General features: G+C 55.3%; 15 protein-coding genes. 5 read left to right on the forward strand and 10 right to left on the reverse strand.

All coding sequences use genetic code 11. The features are described from left to right. Positions 1-28 precede the first annotated feature (28 nt). Both C772_RS09280 and C772_RS09285 read right to left on the reverse strand, forming a co-directional pair. The gene (locus C772_RS09280) at positions 29-1,117 is read right to left on the reverse strand and encodes an AI-2E family transporter (protein WP_035001939.1); all 1,089 of its coding nucleotides are present in this window, start codon (positions 1,115-1,117) and stop codon (positions 29-31) included. Between the two features lie 150 nt (positions 1,118-1,267). After that, positions 1,268-2,128, reverse strand: a complete 861-nt coding sequence (locus tag C772_RS09285; protein WP_008299450.1) for a VOC family protein — start codon at positions 2,126-2,128, stop codon at positions 1,268-1,270. A gap of 128 nt (positions 2,129-2,256) precedes the next feature. Between C772_RS09285 and C772_RS09290 the strand changes: the two genes are divergently transcribed. Further along, positions 2,257-2,610, forward strand: a complete 354-nt coding sequence (locus tag C772_RS09290) for a winged helix-turn-helix transcriptional regulator (protein WP_008299452.1) — start codon at positions 2,257-2,259, stop codon at positions 2,608-2,610. A gap of 216 nt (positions 2,611-2,826) precedes the next feature. Continuing rightward, complete coding sequence (locus C772_RS09295; RefSeq protein ID WP_008299454.1) at positions 2,827-3,489, forward strand: GntR family transcriptional regulator; 663 nt, start codon at positions 2,827-2,829, stop codon at positions 3,487-3,489. Between the two features lie 57 nt (positions 3,490-3,546). Here the strand turns inward: C772_RS09295 and brnQ (C772_RS09300) are convergent, their stop codons facing one another. Continuing rightward, a complete protein-coding gene (gene brnQ / locus C772_RS09300; RefSeq protein ID WP_008299456.1) occupies positions 3,547-4,908 on the reverse strand; it encodes a branched-chain amino acid transport system II carrier protein in 1,362 nt (453 codons plus the stop codon). A 221-nt stretch (positions 4,909-5,129) separates the two neighbouring features. On the opposite strand from brnQ (C772_RS09300), the gene C772_RS09305 reads away from it, so the two are divergent. Next, complete coding sequence (locus tag C772_RS09305) at positions 5,130-5,321, forward strand: hypothetical protein (RefSeq protein ID WP_008299458.1); 192 nt, start codon at positions 5,130-5,132, stop codon at positions 5,319-5,321. A 97-nt stretch (positions 5,322-5,418) separates the two neighbouring features. Here C772_RS09305 and brnQ (C772_RS09310) read toward each other — a convergent pair whose 3' ends face one another. The 5 genes from brnQ (C772_RS09310) to C772_RS09335 all read right to left on the reverse strand — a co-directional run bounded on the left by brnQ (C772_RS09310) (position 5,419) and on the right by C772_RS09335 (position 11,005). Continuing rightward, positions 5,419-6,768, reverse strand: coding sequence for a branched-chain amino acid transport system II carrier protein (brnQ, locus tag C772_RS09310; RefSeq protein ID WP_008299459.1), 1,350 nt, complete (start codon positions 6,766-6,768; stop codon positions 5,419-5,421). A 211-nt stretch (positions 6,769-6,979) separates the two neighbouring features. Then, complete coding sequence (gene tatC / locus C772_RS09320) at positions 6,980-7,903, reverse strand: twin-arginine translocase subunit TatC (RefSeq protein WP_008299461.1); 924 nt, start codon at positions 7,901-7,903, stop codon at positions 6,980-6,982. 99 nt (positions 7,904-8,002) lie between these two features. Next, positions 8,003-8,212 carry a twin-arginine translocase TatA/TatE family subunit gene (gene tatA, locus C772_RS09325; RefSeq protein WP_008299463.1) on the reverse strand — a complete coding sequence of 70 codons (210 nt, stop codon included), beginning with the start codon at positions 8,210-8,212 and terminating at the stop codon, positions 8,003-8,005. A gap of 307 nt (positions 8,213-8,519) precedes the next feature. Next, entirely contained in the window at positions 8,520-10,232 is a 1,713-nt protein-coding gene (locus C772_RS09330) for a GMC family oxidoreductase (protein ID WP_008299465.1), read from the reverse strand. A 17-nt stretch (positions 10,233-10,249) separates the two neighbouring features. After that, entirely contained in the window at positions 10,250-11,005 is a 756-nt protein-coding gene (locus tag C772_RS09335) for a gluconate 2-dehydrogenase subunit 3 family protein (protein WP_008299467.1), read from the reverse strand. Between the two features lie 312 nt (positions 11,006-11,317). On the opposite strand from C772_RS09335, the gene C772_RS09340 reads away from it, so the two are divergent. Continuing rightward, entirely contained in the window at positions 11,318-12,967 is a 1,650-nt protein-coding gene (locus C772_RS09340; protein WP_008299469.1) for an SLC13 family permease, read from the forward strand. 61 nt (positions 12,968-13,028) lie between these two features. Here C772_RS09340 and C772_RS09345 read toward each other — a convergent pair whose 3' ends face one another. After that, positions 13,029-14,237: an MFS transporter gene (locus tag C772_RS09345; protein ID WP_008299472.1), complete on the reverse strand. Its 1,209-nt coding sequence runs from the start codon at positions 14,235-14,237 to the stop codon at positions 13,029-13,031. Positions 14,238-14,345: 108 nt separating this feature from the next. Between C772_RS09345 and C772_RS09350 the strand changes: the two genes are divergently transcribed. Then, positions 14,346-15,419, forward strand: a complete 1,074-nt coding sequence (locus tag C772_RS09350) for a PQQ-dependent sugar dehydrogenase (RefSeq protein WP_008299473.1) — start codon at positions 14,346-14,348, stop codon at positions 15,417-15,419. A gap of 21 nt (positions 15,420-15,440) precedes the next feature. On the opposite strand, the gene C772_RS09355 is transcribed toward C772_RS09350, so the two are convergent. After that, positions 15,441-16,280 carry a metallophosphoesterase gene (locus C772_RS09355; protein ID WP_008299475.1) on the reverse strand — a complete coding sequence of 280 codons (840 nt, stop codon included), beginning with the start codon at positions 16,278-16,280 and terminating at the stop codon, positions 15,441-15,443. Positions 16,281-16,468 lie beyond the last annotated feature (188 nt).

Raw genomic sequence — 16,468 nt, forward strand, 5'->3', positions numbered from 1 at the left:
GCGGACACCGCCGCGGGTTTTCATCTGCTTATTCCTCAGCCACGTCGCTTGTTGCGGCTTCGCGGATTTCTTTTCTCTCTTTATAAAAGTTCTTGATGATCGTCTTGCCGACTGCGTAAAGCGGGACACCGAGGAGAACTCCGACGAATCCGGCGATGTTCCCCGCGGCCAGGATGACCGTAATGACGGTGAGCGGGTGGATTTCGAGCGTCTTGCCCATGATGTTCGGCGTGATGAAGTTGCTTTCGATCTGCTGGGCGACCAGCATGATGATACCGACCCCGATCACAAGCTTCGGATCCTGGATGAGTGCGATGAGAAGCGCCGGAACAACTGAGATCCACGGACCGATAAACGGAATGAGGTTCATGAAGAGGCCGAAGATCGCCAGAATCAGCGCATACTCCAGGCCGATGACGAGATAACCGATAAGCAGCATGATGCCGACACAGAGACTGACAAGCATCTGGCCCTGGACATAGTTCGAAATCGTCCTGTTGACCTCTTCAAGTGTTTCGATGACAAATTTTTTCTTTTTCCCATTGAAGAATTTGGAAACGAACGGAATGAACCGCTCATGGTCCTTCAGCATATACACAAGGAAAAATGGCGCCAGGACGAGCATGAAGATGGTCTGGAAAAAGCCCGTGATGAAGTTGACCATGCCCCCGCCAAGATTCAGGGCGATTTCATTCACCCGTTCGCGGGCATTGTCGATCGCGTTTTCCATGAATTCCGGAAGTTCGTCCCGCCGGTCCAGCCAGTAGCTGACATTCTCCTGGACATCTTCCGTGATCTGCGGAAGGTTGTTTGTGAAGGAATTGACCTGCTTTGTGATCATCGGCCCGATCATGGCGGACAGCCCCCAGAACACGCCGATCAGCAGCACGAATACGCTGAGGATGCTCGCCCATCTCGGGAAATTGCGCTTCTCGAGATAGCGCTGCACGGGCTCCGTCAGATAAAACAGGAGCCCGCCCACGAGAAGCGGAAGGAAGATCGTCCTCAGGATGATGCCGATCGGCGCGAACAGGCCTTTGATATCGATGAAAAAATGAATGATGAGCAGTGCAAGGAGAATGCCGACTCCCGCCTGGAACCAGAGTTTCTTAGTCATAGGAACCCCTTTGCTATATTGCTTTCTACCAATCCTATTCCCAGTATAACCGATTCCATGCACAAATCGCATTTCCCGTCCTTCTCTTGCGGAAAAATTCCGCCATTTAACCGAAAAAACAAACCGCCCCGGCTTTCGGGGCGGTTCGGGTCAGGCACCTGCCTGCAGGATGATGCGGTTGCCGGACGGATCCGCGGTCACGGATTGTCCGCCTTCTTCACTTACTTCCGCGCCGATTGCACGGAGCTTTTCCGCAGCCTTGAGTACGGCTGCGCCGTCCGGGAAGACGAGTGTATAGGCTTTGAGTCCGGCGCTGTCTTTTTCCTGCGCCGGGATACCCTCTCCGTTCCACACGTTCAGCCCGAGATGATGGTGGTAGCGCGCCGTCGACATAAAGAGTGCGCCCGGGTAGTACGTAGCCACTTCGAATCCGAGCCCTTCACGGTAGAAGCGCTCTGTTTCGGCAAGGTCCGAAACGTGAAGATGGACGTGTCCCATAACGGTTTCTTCAGGCAATCCGTTCCATGTGCGGCCGGCTTCCTGTGCGGAACGGACAACAGCGTCGCCGTCCAGCGCAACGGTGGCCATATCAACCTGTCCGTCGTTCCAGTTCCATTCATCAGCCGGGCGGTCACGGTATACTTCAATCCCGTTGCCCTCCGGGTCGTTCAGATAAAGCGCCTCACTTACATAATGGTCACTTGCACCCAGCCGGACACCTTTCTGGATAAAATGAAGGATGGCTGCGCCCAAGTCCTCACGGGAAGGGAGCAGGATGGCGAAGTGATAGAGCCCTGCACGGTTCGGCCGCTTCGCATGGAGCCCTTCACGGTTCTCAAGCACAAGCAATGGCGTCTTGCCGTCGGCAGTCAGTTCGATTCGGCCATCCGCCTCGCTCAGGACACGGAAACCGATGATGTCTGTATAAAATGCCTTCATGGCGTCCAGGTCAAGCACATTCAGGTAAACTGCACCAGTATAGACGGCCGGTGCTTCGTGGAAAGATGTCATTATGGTTGTTCCCCTCTCAGTTACGAATTGTAACCATCATATCGAATTTTTAAGGTTATTTCAAGTAACTGAATTACTTTCGTGTGATTAATTCCTGTGATACAATATTTACAAGGAGTGAATGCCATATGGTACAGCCAGAACTATGTCCCCGTTTTGAACAGGCGGTCGGAATGCTGAGCCGGCGGTGGAACGCACTGATCATCTTTTCTCTTCTTGGCGAATCCCAGCGGTTCTGCACGATGACCGAGTCGATCGGCATCAGCAACCGTCTGCTGTCGGAGAGGCTGAAGGAGCTGGAAAAGGACGGCATCGTCACACGGAACGTCTACCCGGAAACCCCTGTCCGTATTGAATATAGCCTGACCGAAAAGGGCCGTGCCCTTGCACCGGTCATGCTGGAAATCCAGAAATGGTCCGAAGAATGGCTGCCTGTCCAGGATACTGCAGCCGAAGATGAACAGGAATCTCCTGTCCGCTGAGGGGCCAATTAAAGAGTACGATTCGGCTGATGAAAGCTGGAGCCGGCTGACCTGAAAAACAGGCTGCCTCCAGCGGAAGTCGGCTTTTTTTTCTGTGTTTCAGGCTTCGTTTAGCTGAATAAACAGCTTTTCCGCTGATGCAATATATTGTATACCCCTTTTATTGGGTATCATGTATAATGGATGAAAGAAGTTTTCCGATTGGGGGACGGGAACATGCCACTACCTACCGAGCTGTCCAAGCCGGTCCGCATGACCGCAAAAGAAACCGCATTCAATCAGGTCCAGAACTGGATCATCGACGGGACGCTCCGTCCCGGAGAGAAATTAAATGACATGGAAATCGCCAAAGCGCTTGGCGTCAGCCGGACACCGGTCCGGGAGTCGCTGCAGCTTCTCGAGACGCAGGGCTTTGTAAAGATGTATCCCGGCAAGGCCACCCAGGTGACGGAAATCGATCCGGATGCGATCAATGACCTGCTTCCGCCGCTTGCTGTCCTGCAGGCCCTTTCCGCGGAACTCGCCATTCCGCACCTGACGGATGAAACCATCGGCCGGCTCACCGAAACGAACGAACGCTTTGGGGAAGCGATCCGGGGAGGCGATGAACTTTCCGCCATCCGCATTGATGAAGAATTTCACCAGATCATCGTCGAAGTTGCCGGCAATCCGTACATCACCAGCATTGTCGGCAACCTCCAGGCACATGTAAGGCGCCATTTCTACCATGACGCCATCGTGCTCCGGGAGCAGTCGTACAAAGAGCACTCCGACATCATCCGCGCCATGAGGGACGGGGATGCCGGAAAGGTCAATGGCATCATGACCAAGAACTGGCTCACGGCAATCGAAGAACTCCGTGCACTGCGCGGCCAATAACAGATTACACCAAACAACCCGCAGGGAATCAGTTTCCCTGCGGGTTGTTTTTCGTTTTTATGGACTCGGATGCTTTTCGGGGTCCGGTCCGGCCAGCCGGGCGATGATGCCGGTGATGACCAGCGCCGCAACGACCGGAAGCAGCCAGCCGAGGCCGTCCGCATAAAGCGGCAGATTGGCCGTGAGGAACTTGTCCACCGGCGTGAGCCAGCCGAATTCCGTACCGAGCGATCCCGCAAGTGCCTTCAGGCCGTCGATGATCCCGATAAAGAGAGCCATGGCGGTCGCCGCCACATAGACCACACGTGAATGATGGAACAGCTTTGACGTAAACGTCAGGATCAGTAGCGAAATCGCGAGCGGATACAGCAGCATCAGCATTGGGACCGAGAATTTGATGATGTTTGAAAGCCCGAAGTTGGCGATGGTGAAGGTAAGCACCGTAAAGATCCACACAAATCCCTTGTAGCTGATTTTCGGAAACAGGGAATGGAAATACTCACCGTTGGCAGTGATCAGTCCGATTGCGGTTGTCAGGCAGGCCAGAATGATGACCACAGACAGGAGAAACGTCCCGGCCGATCCGAAATAGTGCGTGGCGGCACTGCTGAGAACCGGTCCGCCGGTCTCAAACATGCCGTATGGCTGGACACTCGTGGCACCGATATAGGCAATTCCCATATAAAGGACCGCCAGCAGCAGGATGGCAATGAGACCGGACTTGAAAGTGGCACCGGTAATCGCTTTTTTCGATTTCATGCCCATCGCTTTAACTGCATTGACGACGATGATCGCAAATACCAGCGCGGCAATTGCATCCATCGTATTGTAGCCTTCCGTAAATCCTTTCGTGAACGCACCATTCGCATAGGCTTCCGCCGCAGGCTGTATGTCCCCCATCGGGCGGATGACTGCCACGACGATCAGAATGGCAAGGAGAACCACAATCCCGGGCGCCAGAAGTTTTCCGACCCGGTCGACAATCTTGGCCGGGTTCAGCGAGAGCCAGAGTGTAATCGCAAAGAAAATAAACGTAAACAGGAGGAGCGGCAATCCCCCGGCATCCGTACCCACGTATGGGGCGATTCCGATTTCATAAGCGACCGTCCCTGTACGGGGAGCCGCAAAGAAAGGCCCGATTGTCAGGTAAAGGATGGATGTGAACAGCACACCATAAAGCGGGTGGACACGGCTCGCCAGTTCCTGAAGATGATTGCTGCCGGAATACCCGATGGCAATGACACCGAGAAACGGTAGACCGACCCCTGTAACCAGAAAGCCGATGATTGCCGGCCACAGGTTTTCTCCTGCCTGCTGGCCCAGCTGTGCCGGAAAAATCAGGTTGCCCGCACCGAAGAACAGGGCGAACAGCATGGAGCCGACTGCAACATAACTCGATAAAGGCATTTTTTCCTGCATTAAGACGAAATCCTTTCTGTTTGGTCTTTATATTCGCTGCTTTGTCAGGTTGCATCGATATTTGTCGCTTTTTAAACCAATGTTTCTCATCCTACTGTATTTTCTGCAAAATGACAACATCCAATGTCTGACTTTTCGTCTGTGCCTATTATTGGTGCGGTTTATCCTTTTGTCATGCGGGAATATAACGGACAGACGCACCAAACAAGGAGGAAACCAACATGAAACGGAACAAGATGCTGATGACAGCCCTCGGATTGGGTGCCGCTTATCTCATGAGAAACAAGGAATCCCGTGACAAATTAAAAGGACAGTTCAATGACTTTGCAGGAAGCACGAAAAGCTCAGGCAATAGCCATTCAGCCGCAGCCAACAATAAAAAAGGCGGACTGCTGACCAGCTTCTTTAACTGATCGGCATCCGCTATACCCGGAAGGTTCCCCCCCGGGTATCTGATAGAAAAATAAACATCCGGCGGATCGTTTCCGCCGGATGTTTATTTTCAAAGATTTAAGCTTCTGCCGTATTGGCTGCAGGACCTGTGACCCGTGCGATGATGCCCGTGAGGATCATGACGGCAACCACCGGGATCAGCCAACCAAGTCCATCCGAGTAGAACGGAAGGTAAGCCGTGTAGAAGTCCACAATCGGCTGGAGCCATGTAAACTCCGTGCCAAGCGTGCCTGCCAGCGTCTTCAGGCCGTCAACGATGCCAATGGCAAGTGCGACGACTGTCGCCGATACGTATACCAGGCGTGAGTGATTAAACAGTTTCGAAGTGAACGCCATCAGGATCAGGGAGATGGCCAGCGGGTAAAGCAGCATGAGGACCGGCACCGAGAAAGTGATGATGTTTGCGAGTCCGAAGTTCGATACCACAAACGTGAACGTTGTAAAGATCGTAACAAATACTTTGTAGCTGACTTTCGGGAACAGCGAGTGGAAGTATTCTGCATTCGCAATCATCAGGCCGATTGCCGTTGTCAGGCAGGCAAGTGTGATGATGATGGCAAGAAGCGCCGTGCCGAATGCTCCGAAGAAGTGCTCGGCCGAAGTGCTGAGGACCGGGCCGCCTGTATCGAACAGGCCGTATACTTCAACACTTGTGGCACCAATGTAGGCGATCCCTACATAAAGGATACCAAGAAGCGATGCAGCAACGACACCCGCCTTGAAGGTCGCATTCATAATCCCTTTTTTCGTCTTCAGGCCCATTGCCTTAATGGCATTGATGACGATGATGGCGAAAACGAGCGCCGCAAGGGCATCCATCGTGTTATAGCCTTCCGTGAATCCTTTGGCAAATGCATTGCCCAGGTAACCTTCCGTAGCCGGCTGAATCGCGCCCATCGGATTAAGGAGGGCCGCTGCAATCAGTACCAGGAGAAGGATGACAATGCCGGGTGCCAATACCTTGCCGACGCGATTCACAATTTTCGCCGGGTTCAGCGACAGCCATAGTGTGATACCGAAGAAGACAATCGTGAACAGCAGAAGTGCCAGAGGTCCGTCTGCATAAGGCGTGATGCCGACCTCAAATGCGACAGTGCCTGTACGCGGTGCTGCAAAGAACGGCCCGATTGTCAGGTAAAGGACAGATGTGAAGATTACTGCATAGAGTGGATGAACCCTGCTTGCAAGATCTTGCAAGTGACTGCTTCCGGAATAGCCGATTGCAATCACACCGAGGAACGGCAGGCCAACGCCCGTGATCAGGAATCCGATAATGGCAGGCCAGAAATTGTCGCCGGCCAGCTGTCCCAGCTGTGCAGGGAAAATCAGGTTTCCAGCTCCGAAAAACAAAGCGAACAGCATGACTCCGACAGCAATAAACTTAGAAAACGACAAGTTTTCTTTCATGATGACAAAACCCTTTCTTATGATGTCTTTTAATATTCGGAAAATTGATTTCTTGGTGATGTTTTATATCCTACTATCGATTCAGGAAGAATGCAATATATTAGTTCAATTTTTTTATCAGAATTTTAGATTTAGCATCATTATTTCTGAAAAAATGCAGCGAAAAAAGCGGCTCCCTTAGGGGAACCGCTTCTTGATCCACTATCCATTATTATTCTGTCACTACATTCTGTTCCTGCCTGCGTTCTGCCCGCCGGACAAGCCAGATGCTCGCTTCATAGAGTACCGCCATCGGAATGAGGACTAGCAGCTGGCTGATAAAATCCGGAGGTGTAATCAGGGCAGAGATGATCGCAAGCGAGACATAGGACCATTTGCGGACCTTTTTCATCGTATCCGCCGTCAGCAGGCCGATTGACCCGAGAAAAAGCGCCACAATCGGCAACTCGAACAGCAAGCCGACCGGCATCGTCGTCATGAGCAGAAACCTCATATACTCCTGTGCCGACACCATAATATCGAAATTTTCTGCCCCGAAGCCCAGGAGGAACTCATAGCTGAGCGGGTGGATGATGAAGTATCCGAATGCGACGCCGCCGAGAAAGAGCAGCAGCATCACGGGCGAATACAGGCCGATGAACCTCGACTCATTCTCTTTCAGGCCCGGCTTGACGAACTGCCAGATAAAATGGCAGAGGAACGGGAGCGAGAGCCCGAGGGCAATTGCCGCCGACATGGTCATGTAAAACTTTACGACCTCAAGCGGCCCGAGGATGACCAGATTATGGCCCTTCGTGACATACGGAAACCACAGGTTGATGGTCGAAAAGACCGCAATGAACACAAGCAAGAATACACTGATGCCCTTGATCAGCGACTTCCTGAGGTCGGAAAGATGGGTGATGTAGCTATCCCCTTCCCCGCCCGCAGGTCCATCCTGAGGCGGTTTTTCCGGAGGCGGCGTACCGGCCCCCTGCTCCTGGGCCGCCTGGACAAGCGTCTCGGCAGTTGCCTCCGCTTCAGCAGCCTCTTCGGACATCTTTTCCTGCTTCTGGATCTCCGCCTGTTTCGCCTCGGCTTTCCGTTTGTCGACCGGGCTGAGTGTTGCATTGTAATCATTTCCGTACGGATCCATATCGATCACTTCCTGTCTTTGAACGCCTCATGAATCACGAGAAGCGCCAAAGACGGCAGACCGGCCCAAAGCCGCCGGGCGGCCCGGCCGGTCCTGCCGTCACGCTTCTTTACGTTCTTCCCTCAATTCCTCTTTTCTCGGCTTGTCATCATCGTCGTCCATGATGTCTTTTGCCGACTTCTTGAATTCGGACAGCGTCTTGCCGACCGCCGAACCGACTTCAGGAAGCTTCCTCGGGCCAAACAGAATCAGGATGATGACGAGGATGATGATCAGCCCCGGAACACCAATACTTGCGATGCCACCCATGCGGATCGCCTCCTTTTATTGTTAAACTTCCTCTAATGCGGGACCGTTAAACCTTTCCGCCATCAGCACTTAGAGTATCCGGCTTCGGACGCCAGAGGCTCGGGGTCATAAGTCCTCCCGCTCCGCGAGGCAGGCCTCGCTCCGCAGGATGCCTTATGCCTGTCGCCCCTTAACGGCGCCCTCAGCACTTAAACTATCCGGCTTCGGACGCCAGAGGCTCGGGGTCATAAGTCCTCCCGCTCCGCAAGGCAGGCCTTGCTGCGCAGGATGCCTTATGCCTGTCGCCTCTTAACGGCGCCCTCAGCACTTAAACTAACGAGCCGCCTTCTTTGCTGTATTTGATGACGCCTTCCGCGCAGCGGTAGGCGAGTGCACCGACCGTACCTGTAGGGTTGTAGCCGCCGTTGTGTGCAAAGTTCCCTGCTCCGACGACAAACAGGTTCTCCATTTCCCAGTGCTGCAGATAGTTGTTCACGACACTGGTTGCCGGATCGGCGCCCATGATGGTTCCTCCCGTGTTGTGCGTCGTCTGGTAAGGCACGATATCGTAGTCTGAGATCGGGTTGCTTCCGACCGTCTGCTTGGCTCCCATCTCTTCCATAATTTCTACCGCTTTCTCCGTGATGAACTTATGGAGGGCACGGTCCTGGTCGGTGAAGTTGTAGGTGAGCTGGAGCAGCGGCACTCCATAAGCATCCTTATAGGTCGGATCGAGAGTCAGATAGTTATCACGGTGCGGAAGTGAGGCACCTTCCGAGCCGACCGAGAGCACCCTTGTGTAATTCTCAATTGATGCTTTCTTGAATTCGGATCCCCACGATGGCGTATCAGGCGGCACCGGGTTCGTGGCAATCGGACGCACGCCGGTCTGGGTCATGGTCAACAGGCTGCCGTGCAGGAAGTCGAGATCGCTGTGGTCGAAGTTGTCGCCATTGTAATCATCAATCGCCATGCCGAGCGATCCGGCACCCATGAAGGTGTTGAACTGCTCGTCAAAGAAACCGGTTGCTCCCGGAAGAATCTGATAGCAATAGTTCCGGCCGAGCGTACCGCGGCCGGTCTCGGGATCATACATCTCCCCGATGTTCGAGACCATGAGCAACTTCGCATTGTTCATGACATAGCTTGTCAGGACCACGCTTTCCGCAGGCTGGATGAATTCCTCTCCGGACATCCAGTTGACGTACCGGACCCCTGTCGCCTTGCCGCCTTCATGCAGCACTTCGACGACGTTGGAGTGGAACCGGACTTCGAAGTTCCCCGTCTCCCTTGCCGTCGGGATCACGGTGATCTCAGGCGATGTCTTCGCGCCGTATTCGCAGCCGAAGCGCTCGCAGAAACCGCAGTACATGCAGGCATTGATCGTCTGGCCGTCCGGATTCGTATACGCTTCGGACAGGTTGGCCGACGGAATCATGAACGGCGTATAGCCCATGTCCTGCGTCGCTTTTTCGAATTTCTTGAGGATCGGCGTTTTCTTCATCGGCGGCGTCGGGAACGGGTTGGACCGCTTCCCCCAGAACGGGTTCGTATCCTCCCCTGACAGTCCGGCAGTTTTCTCGAATTTATCGTAATACGGCTCCAACTCGTCGTATGTAATGCCCCAGTCTTGGAGTTGGTATTCAGGTCCCAGTTTATTCGCGCCGTATTTTTGATCGGACATTGTCTTGATCTCGAAATCATAAGGCAGGAAGCGCCAGGTCTGGCCGTTCCAGTGCGTACCCGCACCGCCGAGCCCTTCGCCCAGAAGGAACGAACCCATTGTCCTCATCGGGAGTGCCCGCTGGTCACGACGGTTGCGGAACGTGATGGTCTCTTTTGACAGGTCCTGCATGAGCTCGTACCGGATCGCGTAACGATACTCATCATGGACACGCAAGAAGTCTTCCGTCCCCCGCTCGCGCCCTCGCTCGAGACTCACGACTTTCAGCCCGGCCTTAGCCGCTTCCGCTGCAACAATACCACCGGTCCAGCCTGCCCCGACAGTTACGACATCTACTTTATCCAATGTGGTCGCCATTCATTTACCTCCTAAAATCAGTGATGTCCGCCAAGGGACTGCGGATCGATTTCTTCGAATTCTTCGCTTTCGATCTTGTCGATATAGGCTGCCTGGTGGCCAGGGAAGCCTTTCATCTTCCATCCTTCCATCCCCACGTTTCCGCCGTACATCGGATCCGAATAGGCCCCCTCAAGTACTGCCGAACGGAGCAGGCGGAAGAAGAAGCCGGCCGCAACACCCTGCATTTCGACCTCATCCTTCTGGAAGGCCGTGATGATTTCATCCATTTGCTCGCCCTCCAGCTCGGTGAAGCTCTTTTCGAACCGGCTCTGCGCCTCCTGCTCCATCTTGTGGATACCCTGGAGGAAAATATCTTTCCGCCTCAAACGGCTCTGGTATCCCTGTGTGGCCTCGCCGCCGTAGAACGGTCCCTGCATGTACTCTTTTTCATTGTTGCCGTAGGCGCCAGCCAGCTGATGGTCGATAAAGTACGGCACGCCCAGCCCGATGGCACCCGGACCAAGGTCATCTTCCGGGAAGATCCGCTCCGTCGCCTCTGAAAGAACATTGAAATCATGGTCGTTCGTAAAGAACATCCGGCCGCCGGGTGAGCCTGCCGACTGGTCCGCCCTGCCCCCGCTCCGTTCCTCGTCATCGGTCGCCGTACCGCCGTCCTTCGCGTTGTATCCGATCAGACCGCCGATGACGCCGCCTCCGACCAGAGCACCGGTCGCCACGCCTGCCGTCTTGAGAAAATCGCGACGGGAGACGTCTTTCTTTTCATCTGCCATGCCTGTTCCTCCTTTTTGTGTTCTTTGAATATGAGAAATCTACAACGAAGCATACCTCCCGGATATCCTTTTTATACCGGTACTGCATGCTTCTTGCCCATATTCTTTATCCTTTCCGCCTCTTCCCTTGTTACCCCGCCTATAAACTTATTAATCTATCAATCACCCAAAAAGGTTTAGAATTTTCAGGAACCGTATGTCTTTGGTAGGAACAGTCTGCATTCTCCCAAAAAACTGATTGTTTCTGTGATGGGACACCACGTATAATAAGGAAGACTGTTTAGTTACAGCGCACTAAAGGGGGTTATACATATGTTTCAAAACGCCTGGTCCCGGATGTGGGATTGGCACGATGAAGCCAAACGTCTTTTTACATTCTTTATCCGGCCAAACAAAGTCATGATGAACGCCGAGGGTTCGGGGGCGCCATTCGGTTACACCGGGAAGGATCCGGACAGCAAGCGAAACGAGCGCAGCTATACGACGGCCCAGCTGATCGGGCTGATCGCCGGCCCGCTTCTTTTCTTCCTGATTCTCTTCTTCTTTAATCCGGAAGGGCTGTCGCCGGAGGCACGCGCCATCCTGGCGGGAACGGTCTGGATGGCCGCCTGGTGGATCACGGAAGCGGTGCCGATTCCTGTCACATCCCTGCTGCCGCTTGTCCTCTTCCCGCTTGCCGGCGGACTGGACGTGAAGTCCACCGCTTCGGCCTACGGTGACGAGAACATTTTCCTCTTCATGGGCGGCTTCATGATCGCGCTCGCGATGGAAAAGTGGAACCTTCACCGGCGAATCGCGCTCACGATCATTTCGGCAATCGGCACGAACATCAACCGGATCGTTCTCGGCTTCATGGTCGCCACCGGATTCCTGTCAATGTGGATTTCCAATACCGCAACGGCGATGATGATGGTGCCGATCGGACTTGCCATCACCTATCAGGTGGCTGACGCCCTGAAAAATGATCCATCGGTCGACACTTCACAAGAAAACTTCGGTTTCGGCAAGGCGCTGATGCTGGGGATTGCCTACTCCGCTTCTGTCGGCGGGATCGCGACGCTGATCGGCACGCCGCCGAACACCGCGCTCGCAGCTGCGATGGAAAAGATGTACGGCATCGAGATCTCCTTCGGCCAGTGGATGCTCTTCGGAACGCCGTTCGCCTGGCTGTTCATCCTCCTGATCTGGCTGTACCTCGTGAAGATTGCCTTTCCGCAGAAAATCAAAGAACTGCCCGGCGGACGCGAGATGATCCTTGCCGAGAAAGAGAAACTGGGCAGTGCCTCTACCGAGGAAAAATTGGTGTTCACTGTCTTTGTTCTCGCGGCACTATCCTGGATCACGCGTTCGTTCTTCCTGCAGAACTTCCTGCCGGGCATCAGTGACGGCGTCATTGCGATGCTTTTTGCGATCGTCCTGTTTGTGATCCCTGCCGTCAACGTGAAGGGCGACCGGCTGCTTGACTGGGAGACGGCCGTCAAACTTCCATGGGGCATCCTGCTTCTCTTCGGCGGCGGCCTTGCGATAGCGGCAGGCTTTGTCGGATCGGGGCTTTCCGAATGGATCGGCGGACAGCTGACTGCTCTGGATGCCGTCCCGCTGATCGTCGTGATCATCGTTGTCACGGCACTGGTCATCTTCCTGACCGAAATCACGTCCAACACCGCGACAGCGGCAATGATGTATCCGATCATGGGCGCCCTTGCCGTCGCGCTTGACGTCCATCCGTTCGCGCTTATGGTCGCTGCCGGCGTTGCCGCTTCCTGTGCTTTCATGCTGCCGGTTGCAACACCGCCGAACGCGGTCGTGTTCGGTTCCGGCTACCTGCGGATTCCCGATATGGCGAAGGCGGGACTTGCCCTCAACATCATGGGCATCGTCCTCGTCCCGCTGTTTATCTGGTTCCTGCTGCCGGCCGTGTTCGGCATCGACCTGAACACACTGCCGGAGTTCCTTAAATAAGAACGGAAAAAGCCATGCATCCGCTTTGGATGCATGGCTTTTCATATGGATTCATAGGGTATTACGCGCGTGCCGCAAGCCGCTTCCTCGCGGCGATGGCAAACGCCAGATAAACGACCGGGATGATCGCTGCGAACAAGACGAGGAGCGTCCAGCCGCCCGCCGCCCAGAGCGGCGACAGCAGCGTGCTCCCTGCAGCAACACCGACATAATAGGAAACGAGATAAAGGCTGGAGGCACTTCCCTTATGGTGGGTCGCATCACGGCCTACGGTGGCAGCAGTGAGCGAATGGGCGGTAAAGAAGCCGAGGCAGATCACGCACAGCCCGATGACTATCATGGCGACACTTTCCGCAAGCGTGATCAGGATCCCCGCCGATAGGATAAGCACACCCGCCATCCGGACGGGCCGGATGCCTAGCCGGTCGGACAGCCAGCCTGCCAAAGGCGAGCCGATCACGCCGATGCCATAGGCAAAGTATGTATAGGAGATGGCTTCAAGTGACAGGCCGAACGGATCTCCCTGCAGATGGAACGGCAGGAATGTCCAGACACCGGTAAAGCTTAATTGAAGGACGATCCCGAGACCGAACGAGATAAGCAGGAGCGGATTCTTGAGATGGAACAGGAACGCCTCCATGTCCTGCCGGGCGGTGCCGTCCGCCGCCTCAAACCGCCTGGACTTCGGCAGCAGGAAGATGACCGCAGCGGCGATCAGTGCCCCGGCGATCCCCAGGCCGTAGAACGCCGTCTGCCAGGAGTAGTGTTCGGTGACATACCCCGTCAGCACCCTTCCCGCCATCCCGCCAAGTGCGTTCGTCGAGATATAAAGCGAGGTCGCAAAGCTGACGCTTTTCCGGTCCACTTCCTCGCTGATGTAGGCGATTGCCGCCGCCGGAACCCCGGCGAGCGTGAAACCCTGCAGGAATCGGAGAATGAGAATCAGCCAGAACGAATCGGTGAGCGGCATGATGAAAAACGGAATGACCGAAAGCGCGACCGACCATTTGATGTAAAGCGTCCGCCCGTGCCGGTCGGACAGGAAGCTGATGACGAGCAGGCCGAAGATCAGCCCGAGCGTTGTAAGGGAGACGGACAAACTGGAAGAGGAGACCGATACGCCGAACTCCTCCGTGAAAAGCGGCAGGAGCGGCTGCGTCGTATACATTGCAGCAAACACAAACAGCGAGGCAAATCCCAGTGCCCCGATAATCTTCCAGAATGCGGCATCCCTCATCGTATATGCGGGCCGTTCTGTCCGGTTCTCCATCCACAACACTTCCCATCCACTGATTCTTCCATTATAGCAAAGAGGCGGCAGGACGGAAAAAAGAGCAGCGGGTATGATAGTGAAAACGAGAAGATAAGGAGGATCCGGATGAAGCGGTTGGCGGTTGTGTGTTGTTTTTTCCTGCTGGTCATGGCAGGCTGTTCGGACGGAGCGGAGGAGGCGGTTGAACCCGTTGAAGAAAGTACCGGGCAGGAACAGGCTGTTCTGGAAGGGATGCAGGAAGAGATCGTAGAAGTCGCAACGGGCCTGCGTTCGCCGTGGTCAATCGACCGGCACGGGGGTACGTTCTACATCTCCGAACGGGGCGGGACCATCGCGGAAATCGGAGCGGACGGGACAGTAAGCCGGCTGGATGCCGGGCTTTCCGCCCCGCTGTCCGGAGCGGCGGAGGCGGGCCTGATGGGCTTTGTGCTGAAGCCCGGATTTGACGGAAACCGGGAAGCGTTTGCCTATTACACATATGAGGGGCCAAACGGTCCGGTGAACCGGATTGTCACGCTCAGGCGCGGCGATGCCGGCTGGCGGGAGACGGACATCCATCTGGACATGGTGATGTCGGGGCCCGTTCACCACGGGGGCAGGCTTGCCCTGTCCCCGGACGGCACCCTTTTCGCGACAGTCGGTGACCGGCTCGAACCCGGCACCGCACAGGATCCGGAGTCGCTGAACGGCAAAATTCTCCGATTGAATGAAGCCGGCGAATTCGAAGTGTACACGCTGGGACACCGGAATCCTCAGGGGCTCGCCTGGGACGAAAACGGTGTGATGTATGCAACCGAGCACGGCCAGTCTGCAAACGATGAACTGAACCGCATTGAGGAAGGCCGGAACTACGGCTGGCCGGTGATCCAGGGGACGCAACAGCGGGAAGGCATGGAGCGGCCTCTTGCGACCTCGGGAGACAATGAGACCTGGGCACCGTCCGGACTGGCCTATCATGATGGCCAGCTTTATGCGGGGGCCCTCCGGGGAGAAGCGGTCCTTGTGTTCGACCCGGGGACCGGCAGCCTTCTCCGGAGGATCGAAGGGTACGGCCGTGTGCGGGATGTGTTTTCGGACGGAGACTCGGTTTATTTCATCACCAACAATACCGACGGCCGCGGAAATCCACAGGAAGGTGACGACCGGCTCATGGAAATCAAACACCCGGGCAGCGGCTGAACGCCGTACCCGGGTGTCATTTTAATTATCAGATTGTAAGGTGACGGAAACGATCTCCGGCGTATTGAGGAGTCGGAGCGGAACCTGGCTGTTGCCAAGCCCGCGGCTGATGACAAGCTGCGTGCCGCCCTGTCCGTGGATGCCCGATGTCAGTTCCGGGAACCAGCCCTGCCCGGGTGAGTTGAGCCCGCCGACAAATGGAATGCGGACCTGGCCGCCATGCGCATGTCCCGAAAAAACGAGCGGGATGTCCATATCGGCGTATGTCCCGAACTGCTCCGGCCGGTGGGCAAGCAGAATGGTGAACATTCCCTGCGGGACTTCCGCGGTCGCCTGCTCAATTGCATGGCGGGTGAACGCATCCTCCCCTTCCGTGCCGACGCCGGTAAGCGGATCATCGATGCCCGCGATCGCGATGCTGCTGTTGCCCGAGCCGACCATCATCGCCTGGTTCCGGAGCACGTGGACACCCGCCTCCGAGAGGGCGGATGTGATTTCATCGACTTCATTGGTCGCGACTTCATGGTTGCCGGTCACGTAGAAAACCTCCGCCATGCCGGTGAATGCGGAAACCATTGCCATGCTGCGTTCCAGGTCATACCGGTTGCTGTCGATAAAATCCCCTGTCAGGAAGATATAATCCGGATTTTCCCCGCGGACAGCCTCGATCAGATCCGCCTGCCCCCCGCCGAACTCCGCGTCATGGACATCCGAGACCTGGACGATTTTCAGTCCATCGAATGACTCGGGGATCCGGTTGTCCGACACGGTGTAGTCAGTCACCGACAGCCGTCCGTTATCATAGACGATATAAGCGGCGGCCGCCGCAATCAGCAGCAGGAACAGGAGAAATTTCTTCATTGCAGTCTTCCTTTCTCCCAAGAAAACGGGAGTTTCAAAGTGTTCTCATTGTACCGCATGAGGACTGATGACGGAAATGAAATCCGGCTTTCAGAATTGTACGAAGATGGATGGTGGAACATGACGGGCGAAGGAAGGCAACCGGGTTAGTCCGCGGCAGCAATGTCTGAATTCGCGGCCGCAACTCG

The organism is Bhargavaea cecembensis DSE10 (genome assembly GCF_000348905.1).
Taxonomy (GTDB): domain Bacteria; phylum Bacillota; class Bacilli; order Bacillales_A; family Planococcaceae; genus Bhargavaea; species Bhargavaea cecembensis.

Excerpts from the sequence above, each read along its gene's own strand:
- C772_RS09355 (WP_008299475.1), bottom strand. The coding sequence starts at position 16,280 with ATGAAGAAATTTCTCCTGTTCCTGCTGCTGATTGCGGCGGCCGCCGCT.
- brnQ (WP_008299456.1), bottom strand. The coding sequence starts at position 4,908 with ATGCAGGAAAAAATGCCTTTATCGAGTTATGTTGCAGTCGGCTCCATG.
- C772_RS09345 (WP_008299472.1), bottom strand. The coding sequence starts at position 14,237 with ATGGAGAACCGGACAGAACGGCCCGCATATACGATGAGGGATGCCGCA.
- C772_RS09330 (WP_008299465.1), bottom strand. The coding sequence starts at position 10,232 with ATGGCGACCACATTGGATAAAGTAGATGTCGTAACTGTCGGGGCAGGC.
- C772_RS09340 (WP_008299469.1), top strand. The coding sequence starts at position 11,318 with ATGTTTCAAAACGCCTGGTCCCGGATGTGGGATTGGCACGATGAAGCC.
- brnQ (WP_008299459.1), bottom strand. The coding sequence starts at position 6,768 with ATGAAAGAAAACTTGTCGTTTTCTAAGTTTATTGCTGTCGGAGTCATG.
- C772_RS09335 (WP_008299467.1), bottom strand. The coding sequence starts at position 11,005 with ATGGCAGATGAAAAGAAAGACGTCTCCCGTCGCGATTTTCTCAAGACG.
- tatC (WP_008299461.1), bottom strand. The coding sequence starts at position 7,903 with ATGGATCCGTACGGAAATGATTACAATGCAACACTCAGCCCGGTCGAC.
- tatA (WP_008299463.1), bottom strand. The coding sequence starts at position 8,212 with ATGGGTGGCATCGCAAGTATTGGTGTTCCGGGGCTGATCATCATCCTC.
- C772_RS09305 (WP_008299458.1), top strand. The coding sequence starts at position 5,130 with ATGAAACGGAACAAGATGCTGATGACAGCCCTCGGATTGGGTGCCGCT.
- C772_RS09280 (WP_035001939.1), bottom strand. The coding sequence starts at position 1,117 with ATGACTAAGAAACTCTGGTTCCAGGCGGGAGTCGGCATTCTCCTTGCA.
- C772_RS09350 (WP_008299473.1), top strand. The coding sequence starts at position 14,346 with ATGAAGCGGTTGGCGGTTGTGTGTTGTTTTTTCCTGCTGGTCATGGCA.
- C772_RS09290 (WP_008299452.1), top strand. The coding sequence starts at position 2,257 with ATGGTACAGCCAGAACTATGTCCCCGTTTTGAACAGGCGGTCGGAATG.
- C772_RS09285 (WP_008299450.1), bottom strand. The coding sequence starts at position 2,128 with ATGACATCTTTCCACGAAGCACCGGCCGTCTATACTGGTGCAGTTTAC.
- C772_RS09295 (WP_008299454.1), top strand. The coding sequence starts at position 2,827 with ATGCCACTACCTACCGAGCTGTCCAAGCCGGTCCGCATGACCGCAAAA.